This is a genomic window from Amycolatopsis sp. MJM2582, assembly GCF_000754115.1.
Classification (GTDB): Bacteria; Actinomycetota; Actinomycetes; order Mycobacteriales; family Pseudonocardiaceae; genus Amycolatopsis; species Amycolatopsis japonica.
The window spans coordinates 541096-558122 of the sequence record NZ_JPLW01000003.1 but is presented as its reverse complement, the minus strand read 5'-3'; the positions used below and the strand labels follow the sequence as shown (position 1 = coordinate 558122).

Here is a 17027-nt window from a genome sequence, read left to right as displayed (position 1 = left end):
GACATCTCATCAGAGTCTGGCCGCCCACGCCTCGAAGAGGGCCGATGCCAGCCAATGACCGTCTACGAAGGTCATGTGCTCGGCGCTGACGCCACGACCGCCATCAGAACGACGCTTCGGGTCCGCTCCTCGCGCCAGCAAGTAAGCCGTCACGTCCACGTGCAGCGGCTCGCCCGTCTGCGCGTGACTGTCGATCTCGACGTCGATGGCATGGTGCAGCAGCGTGAGGCCACCGTGCTCTTCGTGGATGTCGGCGCCGCCGTCGAGGAGTTCACGAAGCAGCGGAAGGTCGCACATCTCGACAGCCCGGTGAGCGGGGCTCAGATCGTTCACACCCAGCGTCCTGAATCGGACTCGATACTTTTTATCGAGCTCAGCAGAGAGACAAAGTCGACACCGGCCGCCATGCCTTGGCCAGCATCAGCGTCCAGTTTCGGTACCTGCAATTGAACACCCACTCCACCGTGCCGGAAAACCCCTCCACACGTTCGGAGATACCTCTCCGAACGACCGCGGACGGCTCAAGACAGCACTGCTTCCGAGACAAGCCATCGAGTTCGGATCAGGATCCGGCGATGACCCGGACGCCGGCGATCAGGCGGTCGATGTGCTCGGGCGTCGTGCCGATGCCGATGCTCGCGCGCACCGCCGTCCGCGCGGTCGCGCCCGCCTGGTCCAGCAGCCGCCGGGTGAACGGGTGGGCGCAGAACAGGCCGTCGCGCACACCGATGCCGAACTCGTCGGCCAGCCGGGTGGACACGGCGCGCGTCTCGACGCCGTCGACGGTGAACGACACGATGCCCAGCCTGTCCGGCCAGCCGCCGCCCAGGATCCGGACCGCGGGGATCTTCGCCAGGCCGTCGTGCAGCCGGGTCGTCAGCGCGTCCTCTTCGGCTCGGAGTGTGTCCAGGTCCGCCGCCGCGAGCGCATCGCACGCCGTCGCCAGCGCCACCGCGCCGATGACGTTCGGGGAGCCCGCCTCGTGTCGCGCGGCGCCTGCCGCCCACTCGACGTCGCCGGGTCCGCCACCGACGTGGGCGGTGGCCCCGCCACCCACGAGGTACGGCCGCGCGCGGTCCAGCCAGTCGGCCCGGCCCGCGAGTACGCCGACGCCGAACGGGGCGTACAGCTTGTGGCCGGAGAAAGCCACGTAGTCGAGGCCGAGCGCGGCGACGTCGATCCGCCGGTGCGGTGCGAGCTGGGCGGCGTCGACCGCGATGCGGGCACCGAAACGATGGGCGGTGGCGGCCAGGTCGGCGAGCGGCCAGACCTCGCCGGTCACGTTGGACGCGCCGGTGACGGCCAGCAGGACCGGACGTCCGGCGGCCCGCGCGGTGAGCGCCGCCTCGACGGCGGAAACCGCTCCCGCCGGTGACGAAGGCGCCGGGAGCCGGACGACGTCGTTCCACGGCAAGAGGTTCGCGTGGTGTTCGCCTTCGAACGTGACGACCAGGGTGTCCGACGGCACGGCGTGGGCCAGCAGGTTCAGCGCGTCGGTGGTGTTGCGGGTGAACACGACCACGTCGTCGGCGCGGCAGCCGAGGAACGCGGCGACCGAAGCACGGGCGAGTTCGTACTTTTCCGTGCACAGGCGCGAAAGCGCGCCCGCGCCCCGGTGCACGCTGGCGTAGAGCGGGAGCAGTTCTCCCACGACGTCGGCCACTTCGCGCAGGCAGGGCGCGCTGGCCGCGTAGTCCAGGTTGGCGTAGGCGATCTTCGTGCCGTCGGCCAGCCCTACCTTGACGTCGGAGCCCAGCACTCCCAGTGTGTTCCCACTCATCACGAAGCTCCTTCGAAGATCCACGGCGAAAGGGCGATCGCGCAGCCGTTCCGTTCGAACCGCCCGGGATGGCGTGAGACGAGGCCGCCCAGATCGCGCCGGACGGGCACCGCGATCGAGCCCAGCCCGCTTTCCCAGTCCGCCACCGGCCGGGTGCCCAGCGCCTTGGTGATCGCGTCCGGCAGTTCTTCCCTCGGGGGTACGGGAATGTCCAGCTTCGCGCACAGCGCCTCGACGTCTTCGGTCACGATCGCCAGCAGCCCGTCGGCTGCGGCGAAGACGCCATCGACGGCGGCGGGTGACGGCTCACGCAGGAGGGCGTCGGCCGCGGCGAGCAGTGACGTCGTGACCGAGCCGCCCCGGCCGGTGCGCTGACGGGCCACCAGCGCGGCCAGGATCCCTTCCGCCGAAACGAATCCGCCCGCGATGTCCACCATGATCATCAAGGTCGGGCGCGGCGGTTCGCCGGCGGGCGTCAGCGCGTCGGCCACCCCGGAGTAGGCCTGGACCATGTAGTCCGTACCGGCGGGCGGCCGCTTCCCCAGCGCGTCGCCCCAGCCGCAGGCGGCCGCGTAGACCAGTCCGGGGTTCACCGCGTGCATGGCGGTCGCGTCCAGGCCGAGTTCGACGTCCTTGCCCGGTGCCCAGTTGTGCAGGAACACGTCGGCGTCGCGGATCAGGTCCATGACCTCGTCGCGACCCGCGGCCGCTTTGAAGTCGATCTCGGCGATCCGCTTGCCGTCGTTGAGCACACGGAACTTCGCCGAGCAGTCCCCGGCCATCGGCGGCATCCCCCGCAGCGGATCGCCGCCCGGCGGTTCGATCCGGGTGACGGTCGCGCCGAGCATCGACAGCAGCCGGGTCGCCAGCGGGCCCTGCACCCGGCGGGTCGATTCGACGACGTGGACGCCGGCGAGCGGCAGACCGGCGTCGGCGTCGGATCCCGGCGGCGCCGCCCGCCCGGCCCGGAGTGTCCACGGGGGCAAGCCCGCGTCCGGATCCGCGCGTCGCTCGGCGACTGTCCGAACAGGACAGACGTGCATTCCGGTCGCGGCCGCGATCGCGCGGATCTCCTCGAACGACGTGGACTCGGCCGCCTCGTGCAGCTCACGCGGGAGCACCGCCGACGCGCGCTCGTAACGGAGGAGGAACGGCCGCCAGCCACGGGCGATCGCCCGCTGCGGCGTCCCCAAAGAGGCCCAGAATGCTTGCCATGCCTCACCGCTGAAGGACTCGACCTCGAACGCGATCCCGTCGGCGGAGACGAACGGTGGCCGCGCCGTCGACGGCAGGTCTTCGTAGCCTTCGGGGTCCTCGTCCGCGGTGGCCGCGGCGATGTACTGCCCGACGGCGAGCAATGCGACACCGTCCGCGTCGAGCTCGATGCGGGACACGGGGTTTCCGCGCAGTTGAGCCAACGTCGCGGCCAGCATGCCCTGAACGGTGGCGATCCCGGTGAGGATCGAAACGTAGTCGACACCCAGCGGCCGCGGCTGCGCCTCCGACCGTCCGTGCACCGCCATGATCCCGCAGCCCGCCTGCACGAGATTCTCCGAGAACGGCCCGCGCAAGCCGGCCTCGACCGAGACACCCGGCCCATTCAGGCCGAACGGACCCGGCGGCCCGCCACCGACGTCGGCTTCCAGCATCCGCAGCCGGTCGAGAACCGTCTCGACGACCGGGCCGGATCCGGGGAGCCGGGCTTGGAAACCCCTCAAGGGCGCGGAAAACGACACGGCGAACCTCCATGCTGGAACGGCCTGGCGTCCGCTTGTGGCGGACACCAGGCCGGCGAATCGAGGAACAAGGGACTAGACCGGAACCGATTCCTCACGCGGCCGCGGCAGCGCGGCAGCGGCCTTGCGGGCGGCACGGCGCTTGATGACCCGCTCACCCCAGTTCATCAACGGACGTTCCAGCACGTAGTACGAGATCGTCGACAGGATGATCGTGCCGACCAGGGTGACCAGCTGCAGTTCCCAGAAGCCGGTACCGGCGCGGATCAGCATCAGCGGCATCGGCTCGCCGTTGAAGTACGCGTTCGGCTTCTGCAGGTAGAAATGCATCACCGCGAACTGCCACAGGTAGACGCCGTAGGAGATCTTGCCGATGAACAGGATCACCCGGTTGGTGAACACGGCGCGGATCAGGCGCGACTCGGGTCCGGGCGCGACCATCGAAAGCAACAAGCTCGCCGAGAGAATGGCCAACAGGCCGTAGAAGATCCCTAGCGCCGTGAGACTGTAGTAGTCGTCCATGCCGATCTCGCTGCCGGGACGGGCACAGTTGATCAGCAGGCAGGTCAGCGCGATGCCCAGGAACAGGACGCGGTGGCGGCCGGCGAAGGTGAGCAGCTTGGGCGCCTCGTTCGGCGAGGCCTTCTGCAACTCCAGCCAGATCGCGATGACCATGCCGATCGCGACCTCCGGCATCAGGCCCATCGGGTACCAGAACAGCGCACGGGTACCGAGGCCGTTCATCTGCGAGTACAGCAGCCAGGCGACACCGGCGGCGAACAGCAGCGGCACGGGGAGCATCATCCGGTACGCCCGCGCCCGCGCGGTCTTGCCGCGGGAGGCGAACTTGAACGTCGCCCAGGCCAGCAGTGGCAGCAGGAGGTAGAACTGCGCCATGTCCGGCACGGTCCAGGTGATCTCCATGCCGTTGCTCCAGCCGTCCCAGTCGTAGATGTGCAGCAACGCCAACGGCCGGAAGACGTCCCACACACTGTCGATCTGCTGGAGGTTCAGCGCGATGAGGACCACGAAGTACATCACGTAGTACGCGGGGAGCAGGCGCAGCACACGGCGGATGACGGTGCCTTCGCGTTTGCGCGGGGTTCCGTTGATGACCGACTTCGCGAACCCCTGGTAGACGAACATGCCCGTGAGCACGAAGAAGACGCCCGCGAAGATCTGCAGGCCACCGGTGAAGAACCCGCCGACGGCGCTGGTCGACGCGATCGTGCCGCCGAGTTCCTTGGTGCCCAGCACCCCCGCGATCATCGCGACATGTGTGAAGAGCAGGGCCAGCGCGCAGACCCCGCGCAAACCGTCGACGGCCAGATAGCGTTGTTTGGCCGGCTTTTCCGCGGCTGCGGGCGGCCCGCCTTGCCGCGTTGCGGTAACGCTCATTGTGCGTCCTTTCTCCCAAAGCGATGGGGGTGAACCGCGTTCGAGCATTTCCACGTCACGCGGCGGAACCCGGGCCGGAAACCGGCTGCACTGCAAGGTTCGCATTGTGGGGAGGGGCTCGTCTTATTCCATTCTGCGAGAATGCGCGGCGTGAAAAAAGCTCGTGAGTGGCAAGGAGGGTTAGAACCGTCCTTACCACTCACGAGCAGGTGTCAGGCAGCTTCTTCTTCGAGCCGTCGCGCGATGTCGGCCCGCAGCACCTTCTTGTCGATCTTGCCGATCGGGGTGCGCGGCATCGCGTCGACGATCACCAGCCGTTCGGGGAGTTTGAACCGGGCGACCCCCGCCGTCTCCATGACGTCGATGACGTCCTGCAGTGCGACGGAGGTGCCGGGCGTCGGCACGACGTAGAGGCAGCCGCGCTCTCCGAGCACCGGGTCCGGCATCGCGACCGAGGCCGCCATCTCCACCGAATCCAGCTGATAGGCGAAGGATTCGACCTCCTCGGCCGCGATCTTCTCGCCGCCTCGGTTGATCACGTCCTTGGTACGCCCTTCGACGACGACGTAGCCGTCCGGGCGCAGCCGCACGACGTCACCCGTGCGGTACCAGCCGTCCGGAGTGAAGGCGCGCTCATTGTGTTCGGGCGCGCGGTAGTAGCCGCGGATCGTGTACGGGCCGCGGGTGATCAGCTCGCCCTGCTCGTCCGGCGGGACCGGGTTCCCGTCGGGGTCGACGACGCGCAGCTCGTCGGCCGGGTTGATCGGGCGCCCCTGGGTGTCGCAGGTGATGTCGAACGGGTCGTCCAGCCGGGTGAGGTTGGTGAGCCCCTCCGCCATCCCGTAACCCTGCTGCAGCGTGCAACCGAACACCGAGCTGATCTGGCGGACCAGCTGATCCTGCAGCCGCGCGGCGCCCAGCGTCAGCACCTTGAACGAGGACAGGTCGTGGTGCTTGTCGGCTTCGCGGTATTCGAGCCAGCGCACCACGATCGCCGGCACCACCGACGTCACCGTCGCGCGTTCGGCTTCGATCGCGCCCAGCGAGTCCCGAGGGGACGGCGACGGCGAGACGACCACCCGGCCGCCCGCCCACAGCACGCCGAGGATCGCGCTCAGCGGGTAGTTGTGCCCGAACGGCAGTACGGCGAGATACACCGACGACGCGTCGAAGCCGAACGCGTCGGCGGATCCGTCGACGTAGCAGGCGTAGTCGTCGTGAGTGCGTGCGATGAGCTTCGGCAGACCCGTGGTGCCACCGGAAAGGATCAGCAGCGCGACCGACCGCGGATCGGGCGTCAGCGCGTCCAGTTCGGCGCGCGCGGCGGCCGGATCCGAAGCCGGGGCGCACAGCGCACGCAGGTCCACGTGCCCGTCGCGGACGTCACCGGCGACGATGACGTGCTCGATGGTCTCGGCACCGGCGGCGATCCCGGCCGCCAGCTCCTGGTGGTCGAAGTCCTTCACCCGGTCCGGCACGGCGATCGCGCGCGCCTCGGACAGCTCGGCAAGGTAGGACAGTTCGTGCCTGCGGTGCTGGATCAGCGCCATCACCGGGATCACGCCGAGCCGGAAGCACGCCAGCGTCAGCACGACGAACTCCCAGCCGTTGGGCAGCTGGACCAGGAGCCGGTCGTCGGGCCGGAGTCCCAGCGCTCGCAGCCGCTGGGCGGCACCGTCCACACGGGACAGGAGCTCGGCGTAGGTCAGCCGGAAGTCGCCGTCGGTCAGCGCCTCGACGTCCGGGGTCGCGTCGGCGGCGGCCACGAAGCGCGACGCGAGCGCCTGGCCCTTCCAGTGGCCTTCGGCGACGTAACGCTCGACGAGGTCGGCGGGCCAGGGCACCGTTCCCGCGCGGCTCGGCTGGACAGGTTTCGAGGGCACGACGGCCTCCCTTTCTTGGGGAATCATCCGAAGCGGGCGGGCATGGACTTGGCGCCGTTGACGAAGTTCGACTCGAGCCGGGTCACCGGCCCGGTCAGGCGCAGGCTGGGCAGATGCGGCAACAGTTCGGTCAGCAGCGTCGTCATCTCCAGCCGGGCCAGATGCGCGCCGAGGCAGAAATGCGGGCCGATACCGAAGGACAGGTGCGGATTGGGGTCGCGGCCGAGGTCGAGGCGGTCCGGGTCGGTGAACACGGCCGGATCGCGGTTGGCCGAGGTGTAGTAGACGACGACCTTGTCGCCCTCGGCGACCGGCTGCCCGGCGATCTCCGTGTCCCGCACGGCGGTGCGGCGGAACTGCATGATCGGCGTGACCCAGCGGATCAGCTCGTCGACCGCGGTGGCCACCGGCACCTCACCGGACACCAGCCGGTCGCGTTCGGCCGGGTTGTTCACCAGTGCCTCCAGCGAACCGGAAATCAGGTGACGGGTGGTCTCGTTGCCCGCGACCACCAGTAGCAGCCAGAAGCTGCAGAACTCCCGGTCCGACAGGTGTTTCCCGTCGACCTCGGCGTTGACCAGGCGGCTGATCAGGTCGTCGGTCGGGGTTTCGCGCCGGTTCAGGCCGAGCTTCATCGCGTAGGCGAACGCCTCCGCGAACGTCCGGCGGTAGGCCTCGACGTCGCCGCCGCCGAACTCCGGATCGTCGAAGCCGACCAGCGCGTTGCTCCAGCGGTAGAGCAGGTGCCGGTCCTCCGGCGGGAATCCGAGCAGGTCGCAGAGGACCAGGAGCGGCAGCTCGGCGGCGAAATCGGCGACGGCGTCGAACTCCGCGCCGTCAGTGACCTTCTCCACCAGCCGCCGGGCGTGCCCGGCGATGCTGTCGCTCAAACCGCGGACGGATTTGGGGGTGAACACCGTCGCGACCAGACGGCGGATCCGGACGTGCTCGGGGCCGTCCATGCTGACCAGCAGCTGTCGGGTCTGCTTGAGATCGCCAGGGGTGCGTGGGTCGGGCAGGAAGGCGCCCTTGGCCGCGGAAGAGAACTCCTCCGGGCGCCGCGACACCGAGTAGACGTCGTCGTACCGGGTCACCGCCCAATACCCGGAGCCGCGCTGAGTGGTACTGCCGGCGCTGGAATGCCTGGTCAGCAACGGTTCCGGGGTCCACGCCACCGGCTCGGTCTCCCGGCGGCGGGCGAACTCCGCGTGCGGCACGCCTTCGGCGAACGTCGCGGGATGCGCGATGTCGGGCCGCTCGATCCCGATCGCCGCGAAACTCTTGCGCAGCACGTCCTTGCGGAGTTTGCCGGTCGCTTCACGGGGCAGCCGCGGGATGACGTGGTACGACCTCGGTGTCTTGAACCCCGCCAAAGACTTGCGGCAGAACGGGTCCAGCACGGCGAACAGGTCTTCGGGCGCGTCGGCGGTGACCTCCACGACGGCGGCCACGCGCTCGCCGAACTCGTCGTCGGGGACGCCGATGACCGCGACGTCGTGGACCGCGGGATGGTTGATCAGCACGGCCTCGATCTCGGCCGGGTAGACGTTCACCCCGCCGGAGACGATCATGTCCTGCGCGCGCCCGGTGAGATAGAGGAAACCGTCCTCGTCGAGATGGCCGACGTCGCCAAAGGTGAAGGTGCCCGGCTCCAGATGCGCGGACCGCGTCTTCTCCGGGGCGTTGTGATACGAGAAGCTCTGCCCTTTGACCCGCCGGACGAACACCTGCCCGGTGGCGCCCGTCGGCTGCGGAGTGCCGTCCTCGCCGAGGATCACGATCTCGTTCGGTGGCACGGCCTTGCCGACGCTTCCGGGGTGCGCGAGCCAGTCGCGAGAGCCGGTGAGCGTGACGGCGCCGCCCTCGGTGGCGCCGTAGTACTCCGTCAGGACGGGGCCCCACCAGTCGATCATCCGGCGTTTGACGTCCGGCGAGCACGGCCCGCCGCCGTGCCACACGCGACCGAGGCTCTCCCCCGAGAACCGCGCGCGGACCTCGTCCGGCAGCCGCAGCAGGCGGATGAACTGGGTCGGCACGAGATGCGCGGCGGTGATCCGCTCCCGGTCGATGATGTCCAAAGTGGACTCGGGATCGAAGGACCGGCGGATCACCAGTGTCGAGCCCAGCAGGAGCCCGAGCAGCGAGAAGAACAACTGGGACGAGTGGTACCAGGGCCCGTCGAGCAGGCACCGTTCGCGCGACGGGACGTCGAGGACGACGTGCGCGTACCGCGTCAGCTTCGCCACCCTGGAGAACGGCGCGCCGACCACGAACAGGCCGTTCACCACGCCTTTCGGCGCCCCGGTTGTCCCCGACGTGTACAACATCGTGGCGCCGCAGGTCTGCCCTTCCGGCTCGGCCGCGGACATCAGCGCCAGCAACGGTTCCACCGCTTCGAACCCGGACTCGGCCGCGGAACCGGTGACCAGCAGCGTCGTGCATTCCCCGGTGGACCGGGCCACCGCGCGGCCCGCCGTTTCGGCGTACGACGGCTCGACCACCAGGGCCTTGCTGCCGGAATCCGAGACGATGTAGGCGATCTCGGGATCGGTGAGGTGCCAGTTGATCGGCACCACGGTGATCCCGGAATGCAGACACGCCAAGAGGACCTCGAAGGTCTCCCGGCGGTTGCCGAGTACACAGGCCAGCCGGTCTCCCTCGCCGAGCCCGCGGTCCCGCAGCAGGGCGATCCAACGGTTCACCCGCTCCCCCAGCAGGCGCCAGCCGACCGCGCCCGCCTCGTCGACGATCGCGGTCCCGGCACCGCCCTCGGCGATGTAGTCGTTCAGTAGAGCCGGCATGACCTTCCCCTCAGTCGAGCAAATCCGGTTGGCGCCGCACCAGATCGGCGTACAACGGCCGGAAGTTGAGCCGCCCCATCCCCGGCGTCCCGATGGTCGACGCGGTGTGCCGCGCGACCTCGGGCTCGATCTTCACCGGATTCCCGGCCGCCTCCGCGAGCAACTGCACGTGACACGAGCTGTCCATGGTGGTGAACCACCAGGCCGCCTCCTGCACCGTGCCGCCGACCGTGAGCAGCCCGTGATTGCGCAGGATCACCGCCTTGCCGGTGCCGAGCCGGACCGCGATCCGTTTGCCCTCGTCGGAATCCAGCACCACGCCGCCGAATTCGTCGAAGACCTCGTGGTCCTCGTAGAACGCGCACGCGTCCTGGGTGATCGGGTCGAGTTTGCGGCCGAGCGCCGCCCACGCGCGCCCGTAGGTGGAATGCGCGTGCGCGACCGCGACGACGTCGGGCCGCGCGGCGTGGACGTGCGAGTGGATGACGAACCCGGCCGGGTTGATCCGCCCGTCGCCCTCGACGATCTCGCCCCGGCTGTCGACCAGCAGCAGATCGCTGACCCGCACGTGTCCGAAGTGGACACCGAACGGATTGATCCAGAACCGGTCGGGGTCGCCGGGATCGCGGGCGGTCACGTGCCCGCCCGCGCCCTCGTCGAAACCGCGTACCGCGAACAGCCGCATGGTCGCCGCCAGCCGTTGTTTGCGGTAGAGCCGTTCCTCTTCGACGGTCCTCATCCGCAGCCGCCCGGACTGTCCCAGTCGTAGGCGGCGCCCTCGTCCAGCAGTTCGGACGGCACGCCGTACCACTGATCGGTGGGCAGTTCGGTGACCGTGGCTTCCTGGTCCTCGCTCATGCCGCACGCTCCTCTCGCACCGTCGGCCGCCAGACCCCGAGGAAGCCGTCCAGCCGGTCGAATCCCCAGTAGCGGTGGCGGCCCCATTTGAAGTAGGGGATGCCAAAGATGTCGTCGAGATAGGCCTGGTAGAGGCAATCGACGCCCTCGGCGCGGATCTCCGGGTCGTCGACCGCGCCGACGGCCAGCTCCGGATCGAGCCCGGCCTGCTCGGCCGCCGCCCGCACGACATCGGGCTCGCAGATGTTGTCACCGCGGCCCCAGCGCGCCTCGTTCAGCGCGTCGTAGAACGGCCACTCGACGCCCTCGCGGCGTGCCCGCAGCCAGGCCAGATGCGGCAGCTCCCACCACGGCTCGATGTCGATCGGCCAGGCCATCTTGCGGCCCTGCGCCTCGGCGATCCGTTTGGTGTCCATCAGCATGTACAGATGCTTCGCGCGGCTCATCTGCACGTAGTGGAACTCGCCGCCGCGCTCGTCGAGGCCGGCGCCGGTCACCGTGTCCGGATCCCAGTACGGGTAGCACTCCAGCTGTTCGAGAGCGCCGGGCATCTCGTCGCGCAGCTTGTTGATCGCGAGCCAGCTGTACGGGCTGCGCAGCGAGAAGTACAGCTTGGCGGGCCGGCTCACGTCCGGTCCCCGATCAGCGCGTGCACGACACCCTCGTCCAGTTCGGCCATGCCGCCCGCGCCCGGCCCGGCCGCGATGGCGTAGCCGTGCAGGATCTGGGCGGTGGCGACCGGGACGAGCTCCTGTCCACGTTGGACATAGCAGTCCATGCGGCCGTCGAACATGACGCCGCGCAGGATGTCGGTGACGGTGAAGACGGTGTGCACCGTCTCCTCCATCCGCGCGTCCTCCAGCAGCCGCACGCGGGCGCGGGAGACGACCGGGATCCAGGCGCGTTCGGACAGCATGCGGCCGACGGAAATACCGCGGTCGGCCAGGTACCGGTCGACGACCTCCTCCAGCGTCCGGACGAACCCGGAGTGCTGGACGCGGTCGGAGTAGTGGCAATAGAAGTACGGGGCACGCCACGACCACAGGAACGCGCCAGGCGACGCTGTCAGCACTGATTCGGCGGTCTCCCCGCTGGGAATCGCCAGCCGCTCCACAGTGGACTCCAGCGCCGGGACCTCCAGGTGCGCCAAGGCCTCCGGAGCGGCGGCCCGGGTGTCGGCGGCCCGCTCGCGGACGAGTGCGAGGGTGACCTTGCCGCGCAGCACGGTGACCTTCTCGCCGCCGCGGACCACCGAGAGCTGGACGTTCAGCTTGTCGCCGCGGCCGGGCGTGACCTCGACCTCGACCTCGTCGTCGAGTTCCAGCACCGCGGGCAGCTGCACCGAGCAGTCCACGATCTCCGCGCCGAGACCGTGCTCCAGGAAGAGGTCGCGCGCGCTCGTGCCCTGGTCTCGCAGCCACTGCAGGACACCCTGCTCGACCAGGTACATGAAGTGCTTGAAACCGATCCAGGTGCGGATGTTGGCGCCCTCGAACGCGGGGCGGCCGTGCGTGACGGTCCGGCTTGGCCGCAGGACTGCGGTCATCGGAGTTCACCTACCTTCGGAAGGGTCCGGACGTCTTCGACGAGGCCGGTCACCTCGGCCGCGGCGTACCGGGCGTAGCGGACGTGGAAGAAGTGGTCACCGCGGTCGAGCGTGTGCAGCGTCGCGCCCGGCATACCGTCGGCGAGGGCGCGCGCGGATTCGGCGGGCAGCGTCGGGTCCAGGCCGCCGACCAGCACCTTCGTCGGGATCTCGACGTTGCCGAGCTGGAGGTCGGCGCTCGCGGCGTAGCGGTCGAACACCGCCGCGAAGCCGAGCGGGCCGGCCCGGTTCAGCGCTATCTTCACCATGCCGTCGACGACCTCGGGGTCCAGCGAGGCCGCTCGTTTGCCGAGCCGGGCGCGGACACCCTCGCCGACGTGGGCGGTGAACGTCTCGCGGGAGCGTTCGAACATCCGCCAGGTCACCTCGTAACGGGGCAGGCGGTAGAAGGGGCAGAACAACGCCACCGACGAACCGACGCGCGGGTCGAGCGCGCACATCAGCTCCAGCGCGGCGTTGGCGCCGAACGAATGCGCCACGAGGACGTCCGGGGTGGCGCCGACCATGTCCAGTCCGTCGCCGAGCCATTTGCCGAAGGAGCGGTTGCGCCAGCGGAAGTCGTTGCCCGCCTTCCACGGCAGCTCCAGCGAAACGATCCGGTAGCCCTGATCGAGATGCGCGGCCAGTGGCGTCCAGCTCTTCCAGTGGCCTTCCATCCCGTGCGCGAACAGCACCAGCGGCGCACCGGGCCTGCCGGGCGCGATCGTGTGCGCCTTCACCGCCGAACCGTTCACCGGAACCCCATCTCATCGCTGTACTCGGTGACGGTGACCGACGGCCCGCCGTCCGGACGCCGCGGGCCGATGCCCACGCGGCCTTCGCCTTCCGTGACGGCGAGGTGGGCGGCGAGCGCGAGCTCCACGACCCCGTGCGCGCCGTAGAAGTCGCCCCATCGTTCCTTGACGTCGAAGCCATCGGGGCCGACCGTGCGCCGCACGGCCTCGCTTGGGGCGACGTCGACCACGACGTGCCCGGAGTTTTCGCGCCAGGGTTCGAGGATCGCGCACGCGCTCCCCGCGCGCAGCGGCCCGTCGTGCAGGATCGAGGCGATCTCGTCGTCGGGCTCGGCCCCGACGAGCACCACCCGCGTGGCCCGGCCGGAGCGCAGCAGCAGGCTCGCCATCCGCAGGCCGGCGTGCCCGGCCGTGCTGCCGGAACACAGCATCAGGTTCGGCCCGCCGAAGCCGAACCACAGTGCGACCGTGCTGGCCACGACGTTCGGCGAGACGTTGGGCGCGTCGAGCACGCTCACCGCCCGGCCGCCTTCCGCGTCGACCGCGCGCGTGACCTTCGCGACCGTCTCGACGTTGCCGAGGTTGCTGCACGCGACCACCGCGGTGCCGGTTTCGATCGGCCCGGTGGCCCGCTGCCCCGGTTCCCAGCCGAGGGCGCGATGGACCGCGCACAACGCCAGGCGGGTCGAAGGTTCCTTGTACAGCAGGCCTTTCCGTCCGAGTACGGTGGCGGCCTTCTCCGGCGGCGCGCCGTCGAACTCCGCGATCCCCGGCAGGTGCAGGCTCCAGCCCGTGAGGAGCAGGCGGGTCTCCCTCTCGCGGCCGGTCATGCCCGCTCCAGCAGTGTGACGGCGTTGACCCCGCCGAAGCCGAACGCGTTGACCTGCACCAGCTCCGGCCGTGCGGCGACCGCTTCGCCGATGACCAGGCGCAGTCCGGTCGCCTCGTCGAGCGGCTCGGAAAGGCCGGTGACCGCGGGCACCTCACCGGAGGCGAAGATCCGCAGCGCGACGTCCACATTGACCAGTGCGGCGCTGCCGGAGGTGTGCCCAGTGGCCCCCTTGACCGCGGTGACGAACGGGTTCCCACCGCCACCGAGGACGACCTTGCGCAGCGCCTCGCATTCGACCGGGTCGTTGAGCGCGGTACCGGTCGCGTGCGCCACCACCACGTCCACATCGGACGGTATGCGGCCCGCACGCGTGTAGGCGTCGGACATCGCGCGGGCGATGCCCTCGATGTCCGGCGCCGTGGCGTGGTAGGCGTCGCAGGAGAGGCCGGTCGCGGTGACCTTGCCGAGCGCCTGGCCCGCCCAGGTCTCGGGCACGACGACGAGCACCGCCGCGCCCTCGCCGAGGAGCACGCCGGTGCGGTCGCGATCGAACGGGCGCACCCGCTCGGTCGGTTCCTCGGCCACCCGGCCGATCATGGCGAGCATCGACCGCGTCATCGCGTCGGCGGCGGCGACCACGACGGCGTCGCATTCGCCCAGTTCCAGCAGGTCCTGCGCGAGCGCGAGCACGTGGCCGCCCGCGCTGCACGCGTTGACGACGGTGGTCACGTCCGTGACGCCGGGCAGTGCCGCGGCCACGACGTCGGCGAAGTCCAGCCGATCGGCGGGCACGGTCTCCCCGGTGAGCGCCAGCCGTTCCACCGCGGACAGCTCACGCAGTCCCGTGCCGACGAGGACGGCGACCCGCTGGGTGGCGGTGTCCACACCGGACTGTGCGACGGCTTCCTTCAGGCACTCGGCGAGAAGCCGTCCCGCGCGGAACGGCTCGTCGGCCAGGTCGGCGTGGTAGCCGTAGGCGACATTCAGCTTTTCCGGATCGCCGTATCGGAGCGGTGAGACGCCGCAGGCGCCGCGAAGCAGGCCCTCGAACGTCTCCGCTCCCGAACCAAGGCAGGTGCGCACCGCGCTACCCGCGATCAGGACCGCCATCGGCGTACCTCCTCACGATGGCGGCGCCGACAGCGCCGTCCGCGCCCCGCGCGGTGAGCAGGCAAAGCCCGCCGGGCCGGGCATCGCGCTCTTCGGCGAGCAGGACGCCCAGCGCCACCGCGCCCGAAGCCGCGTCGCATTCGCCGAACAGCCGTTTGACCATGACCCGCTCCGGACGGTGGCCGAGTGCCCGGACGATCGGGCCGTACTCACGCCGGTCATCGTCGTCGGCCTCGCCGGTGTACACAGTGGACACTTCGGATGGATCCGCGCCCGCCTTCGCCAGCACCCGGTGCACACATCCGGCGAGCGCGGTCTCGGCGGCGTCCCCACCGCCCGGCCCGTACGCCGTGGTGACCGCGAGGACTCCGGCGCGCTGCCGCGTGCCCGCCCATTCCGGCGTGTCTTCCTTGGCGAGCACGAACATCCCGGCCGCCTCACCGGCGGCGACGACCTCGGTCGCCCCGGTCAACTGTGTCGACCACGCGCGGTGCGGCGTGAACTCTTCCACCGCGCCGGCGACCACGACGTCGACATGGCCGCGGTCGATGGCGTTGCCGGCGTAGCGCAGGGCGTTCAGGAAACCGAGGGTGCCGCCCGCGATGGTGGTGTTCACCCCGCGCAGGCCGAACCGGATCGCGACCTGCCCGGCGGCGCAGTTCATCACCGTGTTCGGGAACAGCATCGGGTTGACCAGGTACGGCTTCTCCTGCACGAGGGTCTCGCGCGTGTAGTCGCTGGTGGACTTGAAGCTGCCCAGCGAAGTCCCGAGCACCACACCGATCCGCGGCCGGACCTCGTCGTCGAGGGTGACCCCGGCCTCGCGCAGCGCCTCCTGGCAGCACACCACGGCGAGCCCGGTGGCCCGGTCGAAGGTGCTGGTTCCCTTGCGTCCCAGATGTTCCCGCGGGCTGAAACTCGGCAGGAAGTGCCCATTCTCCGCGGGTAACGGCTCTTCGTAGAGATCGCCGATCTCCTGGCCCTTATGGACTTGACCGGCCTCGGCCAGTTCGAGCCGCTTCGCCAGCGCGTCCACGCCGACGCCCGCGGAGGTCAGCGCGCTCCAGCCGGTCACCACCACACCGCTCATTCTGGCGCTCCCAACATCACGATGGCGTTGTTGCCACCGAAGGCGAAACCGTCGTTCTGGACCACCCGCACGTTCGCCTGCCGGGCCGCGTTCGGCACCGGGTCGACGCCCAGTTCCGGGTCTTCGGTGGTCCAGTTGACCGTGGGCGGCAGGAATCCGCGGTCGATCGCGATGGTCGAGGCGATCGCCCCGAACCCGCAGGCCGCGCCCATGGTGTGGCCGAGCATCGACTTGATCGAGCTGATCGGCGGCGGCCGCTCGCCGAACACTTCGAGCACCGCCTTGCTCTCGACCAGGTCGTTCACCTGCGTGCCGGTGCCGTGCGCGCAGATGTAGTCCACATCGGACGGTGAGATCCCGGAATTGCGGTGCGCGATGCGCATGCATTCCGCGACCGTCGGCGCGTCCGGCGTGACCGGGTGGATGGCGTCGCAGTTGACGCCGTACCCGAGCAGTTCCGCGTAGATCGTGGCGCCCCGTTTCGTGGCGTGCTCCAAGGTCTCCAGTGCGAGCACGGCGCCGCCCTCGCCGGTGAGGATGCCGGCGCGGTCCTTGTCGAACGGGGTGCAGGCGTCCTTCGCCAGCGCGCCGAGCCGGTAGAAACCGGCGTGCGCCCAGCGGCACACCGAATCGGCGCCGCCGGCGAAGACGACGTCGGCCTCGCCACCGGCCAGCAGGTCGTAGGCGTAGCCGATCGCGTAGTTGCTCGCCGAGCAGGCGGTCGCGATGGTCAGCGACTCCCCGGAGAGCTCCAGTTCCTCGCTGACCGCGTTCGCCAGCCGGTTGGCGGGCAGCTGGGTCAGCAGGGCCGGGTCCTGCGCGGCGAATCCGCCGTCGATGATCTGTTCGGTGAGCGCCTCCGCGACCGCGGACTCACCACTGGTGGTGCCCATGATCGCGTGGGCACGCCCCGGCGACACCGACGTCAGGTCGAGCCGGGCGTCGGCCACCGCCAGCCGCGCGGCGCTCGCCGCGAACTGGCTGGACCGGCCCCAGCTCGCCGGGTCGACCCGGCGGAGCTGGGCACCCGGATCGAAGGTCTGGACCTCACCCGCGTTCCGGTGCGGGAACCCGGCCGGGTCGAAGCTGGTGATGGGCGAGATCCCGGATCGGCCGGTGCGGAGCGCCTCGGCGAACGCGGCGATCCCGATCCCGATGCTCGACACCGGGCCGACCCCGGTAACGACAACGCGGGCCAC

At 70.0% G+C, this 17027-nt stretch carries 15 protein-coding genes; all 15 read right to left on the bottom strand.

The window, feature by feature from the left end; translation table 11 throughout:
- Positions 1-9 precede the first annotated feature (9 nt).
- On the bottom strand, positions 10-333 hold the full coding sequence (locus ED92_RS21355; protein ID WP_037341364.1) for an ankyrin repeat domain-containing protein: 324 nt from the start codon (positions 331-333) through the stop codon (positions 10-12).
- A gap of 229 nt (positions 334-562) precedes the next feature.
- Positions 563-1780 carry an aminotransferase class V-fold PLP-dependent enzyme gene (locus ED92_RS21350; RefSeq protein ID WP_037341363.1) on the bottom strand — a complete coding sequence of 406 codons (1218 nt, stop codon included), beginning with the start codon at positions 1778-1780 and terminating at the stop codon, positions 563-565.
- Entirely contained in the window at positions 1780-3516 is a 1737-nt protein-coding gene (locus ED92_RS21345; RefSeq protein ID WP_037341362.1) for a CoA transferase, read from the bottom strand. The genes ED92_RS21350 and ED92_RS21345 overlap by 1 nt, the downstream gene beginning before the upstream one ends.
- Positions 3517-3591: 75 nt before the next feature.
- The gene (locus tag ED92_RS21340; protein ID WP_037341361.1) at positions 3592-4914 is read right to left on the bottom strand and encodes an acyltransferase; all 1323 of its coding nucleotides are present in this window, start codon (positions 4912-4914) and stop codon (positions 3592-3594) included.
- A 212-nt stretch (positions 4915-5126) separates the two neighbouring features.
- Positions 5127-6797, bottom strand: coding sequence for a (2,3-dihydroxybenzoyl)adenylate synthase (locus ED92_RS21335; protein WP_037341360.1), 1671 nt, complete (start codon positions 6795-6797; stop codon positions 5127-5129).
- Between the two features lie 23 nt (positions 6798-6820).
- Complete coding sequence (locus tag ED92_RS41985; RefSeq protein WP_037341359.1) at positions 6821-9598, bottom strand: cytochrome P450; 2778 nt, start codon at positions 9596-9598, stop codon at positions 6821-6823.
- Positions 9599-9608: 10 nt separating this feature from the next.
- Entirely contained in the window at positions 9609-10337 is a 729-nt protein-coding gene (locus tag ED92_RS21325) for a class II aldolase/adducin family protein (protein WP_037341357.1), read from the bottom strand.
- Positions 10334-10456, bottom strand: a complete 123-nt coding sequence (locus ED92_RS43665) for a hypothetical protein (RefSeq protein ID WP_255355367.1) — start codon at positions 10454-10456, stop codon at positions 10334-10336. The genes ED92_RS21325 and ED92_RS43665 overlap by 4 nt, the downstream gene beginning before the upstream one ends.
- Positions 10453-11085 (bottom strand): 2-hydroxychromene-2-carboxylate isomerase, encoded by a 633-nt coding sequence (locus ED92_RS21320; protein WP_037341355.1) that lies wholly within the window; start codon positions 11083-11085, stop codon positions 10453-10455. The genes ED92_RS43665 and ED92_RS21320 overlap by 4 nt, the downstream gene beginning before the upstream one ends.
- A complete protein-coding gene (locus tag ED92_RS21315; protein WP_037341353.1) occupies positions 11082-12002 on the bottom strand; it encodes a thioesterase family protein in 921 nt (306 codons plus the stop codon). The genes ED92_RS21320 and ED92_RS21315 overlap by 4 nt, the downstream gene beginning before the upstream one ends.
- The gene (locus tag ED92_RS21310) at positions 11999-12796 is read right to left on the bottom strand and encodes an alpha/beta fold hydrolase (protein WP_037341351.1); all 798 of its coding nucleotides are present in this window, start codon (positions 12794-12796) and stop codon (positions 11999-12001) included. The genes ED92_RS21315 and ED92_RS21310 overlap by 4 nt, the downstream gene beginning before the upstream one ends.
- The gene (locus ED92_RS21305) at positions 12793-13626 is read right to left on the bottom strand and encodes a beta-ketoacyl synthase N-terminal-like domain-containing protein (protein ID WP_037341349.1); all 834 of its coding nucleotides are present in this window, start codon (positions 13624-13626) and stop codon (positions 12793-12795) included. Before ED92_RS21305 ends, ED92_RS21310 begins: the two co-directional genes overlap by 4 nt.
- Complete coding sequence (locus ED92_RS21300; protein ID WP_037341347.1) at positions 13623-14738, bottom strand: beta-ketoacyl synthase N-terminal-like domain-containing protein; 1116 nt, start codon at positions 14736-14738, stop codon at positions 13623-13625. The genes ED92_RS21305 and ED92_RS21300 overlap by 4 nt, the downstream gene beginning before the upstream one ends.
- A complete protein-coding gene (locus ED92_RS21295; protein WP_037342508.1) occupies positions 14716-15828 on the bottom strand; it encodes a beta-ketoacyl synthase N-terminal-like domain-containing protein in 1113 nt (370 codons plus the stop codon). Before ED92_RS21295 ends, ED92_RS21300 begins: the two co-directional genes overlap by 23 nt.
- Positions 15825-17027 carry a beta-ketoacyl synthase gene (locus ED92_RS21290; protein ID WP_037341345.1) on the bottom strand — a complete coding sequence of 401 codons (1203 nt, stop codon included), beginning with the start codon at positions 17025-17027 and terminating at the stop codon, positions 15825-15827. Before ED92_RS21290 ends, ED92_RS21295 begins: the two co-directional genes overlap by 4 nt.

What these genes read in the sequence shown, in the direction of transcription:
- ED92_RS21350 (WP_037341363.1), bottom strand. Translation starts at nt 1,780, where the DNA reads ATGAGTGGGAACACACTGGGAGTGCTGGGCTCCGACGTCAAGGTAGGG.
- ED92_RS21340 (WP_037341361.1), bottom strand. Translation starts at nt 4,914, where the DNA reads ATGAGCGTTACCGCAACGCGGCAAGGCGGGCCGCCCGCAGCCGCGGAA.
- ED92_RS41985 (WP_037341359.1), bottom strand. Translation starts at nt 9,598, where the DNA reads ATGCCGGCTCTACTGAACGACTACATCGCCGAGGGCGGTGCCGGGACC.
- ED92_RS21325 (WP_037341357.1), bottom strand. Translation starts at nt 10,337, where the DNA reads ATGAGGACCGTCGAAGAGGAACGGCTCTACCGCAAACAACGGCTGGCG.
- ED92_RS43665 (WP_255355367.1), bottom strand. Translation starts at nt 10,456, where the DNA reads ATGAGCGAGGACCAGGAAGCCACGGTCACCGAACTGCCCACCGATCAG.
- ED92_RS21315 (WP_037341353.1), bottom strand. Translation starts at nt 12,002, where the DNA reads ATGACCGCAGTCCTGCGGCCAAGCCGGACCGTCACGCACGGCCGCCCC.
- ED92_RS21305 (WP_037341349.1), bottom strand. Translation starts at nt 13,626, where the DNA reads ATGACCGGCCGCGAGAGGGAGACCCGCCTGCTCCTCACGGGCTGGAGC.
- ED92_RS21300 (WP_037341347.1), bottom strand. Translation starts at nt 14,738, where the DNA reads ATGGCGGTCCTGATCGCGGGTAGCGCGGTGCGCACCTGCCTTGGTTCG.
- ED92_RS21295 (WP_037342508.1), bottom strand. Translation starts at nt 15,828, where the DNA reads ATGAGCGGTGTGGTGGTGACCGGCTGGAGCGCGCTGACCTCCGCGGGC.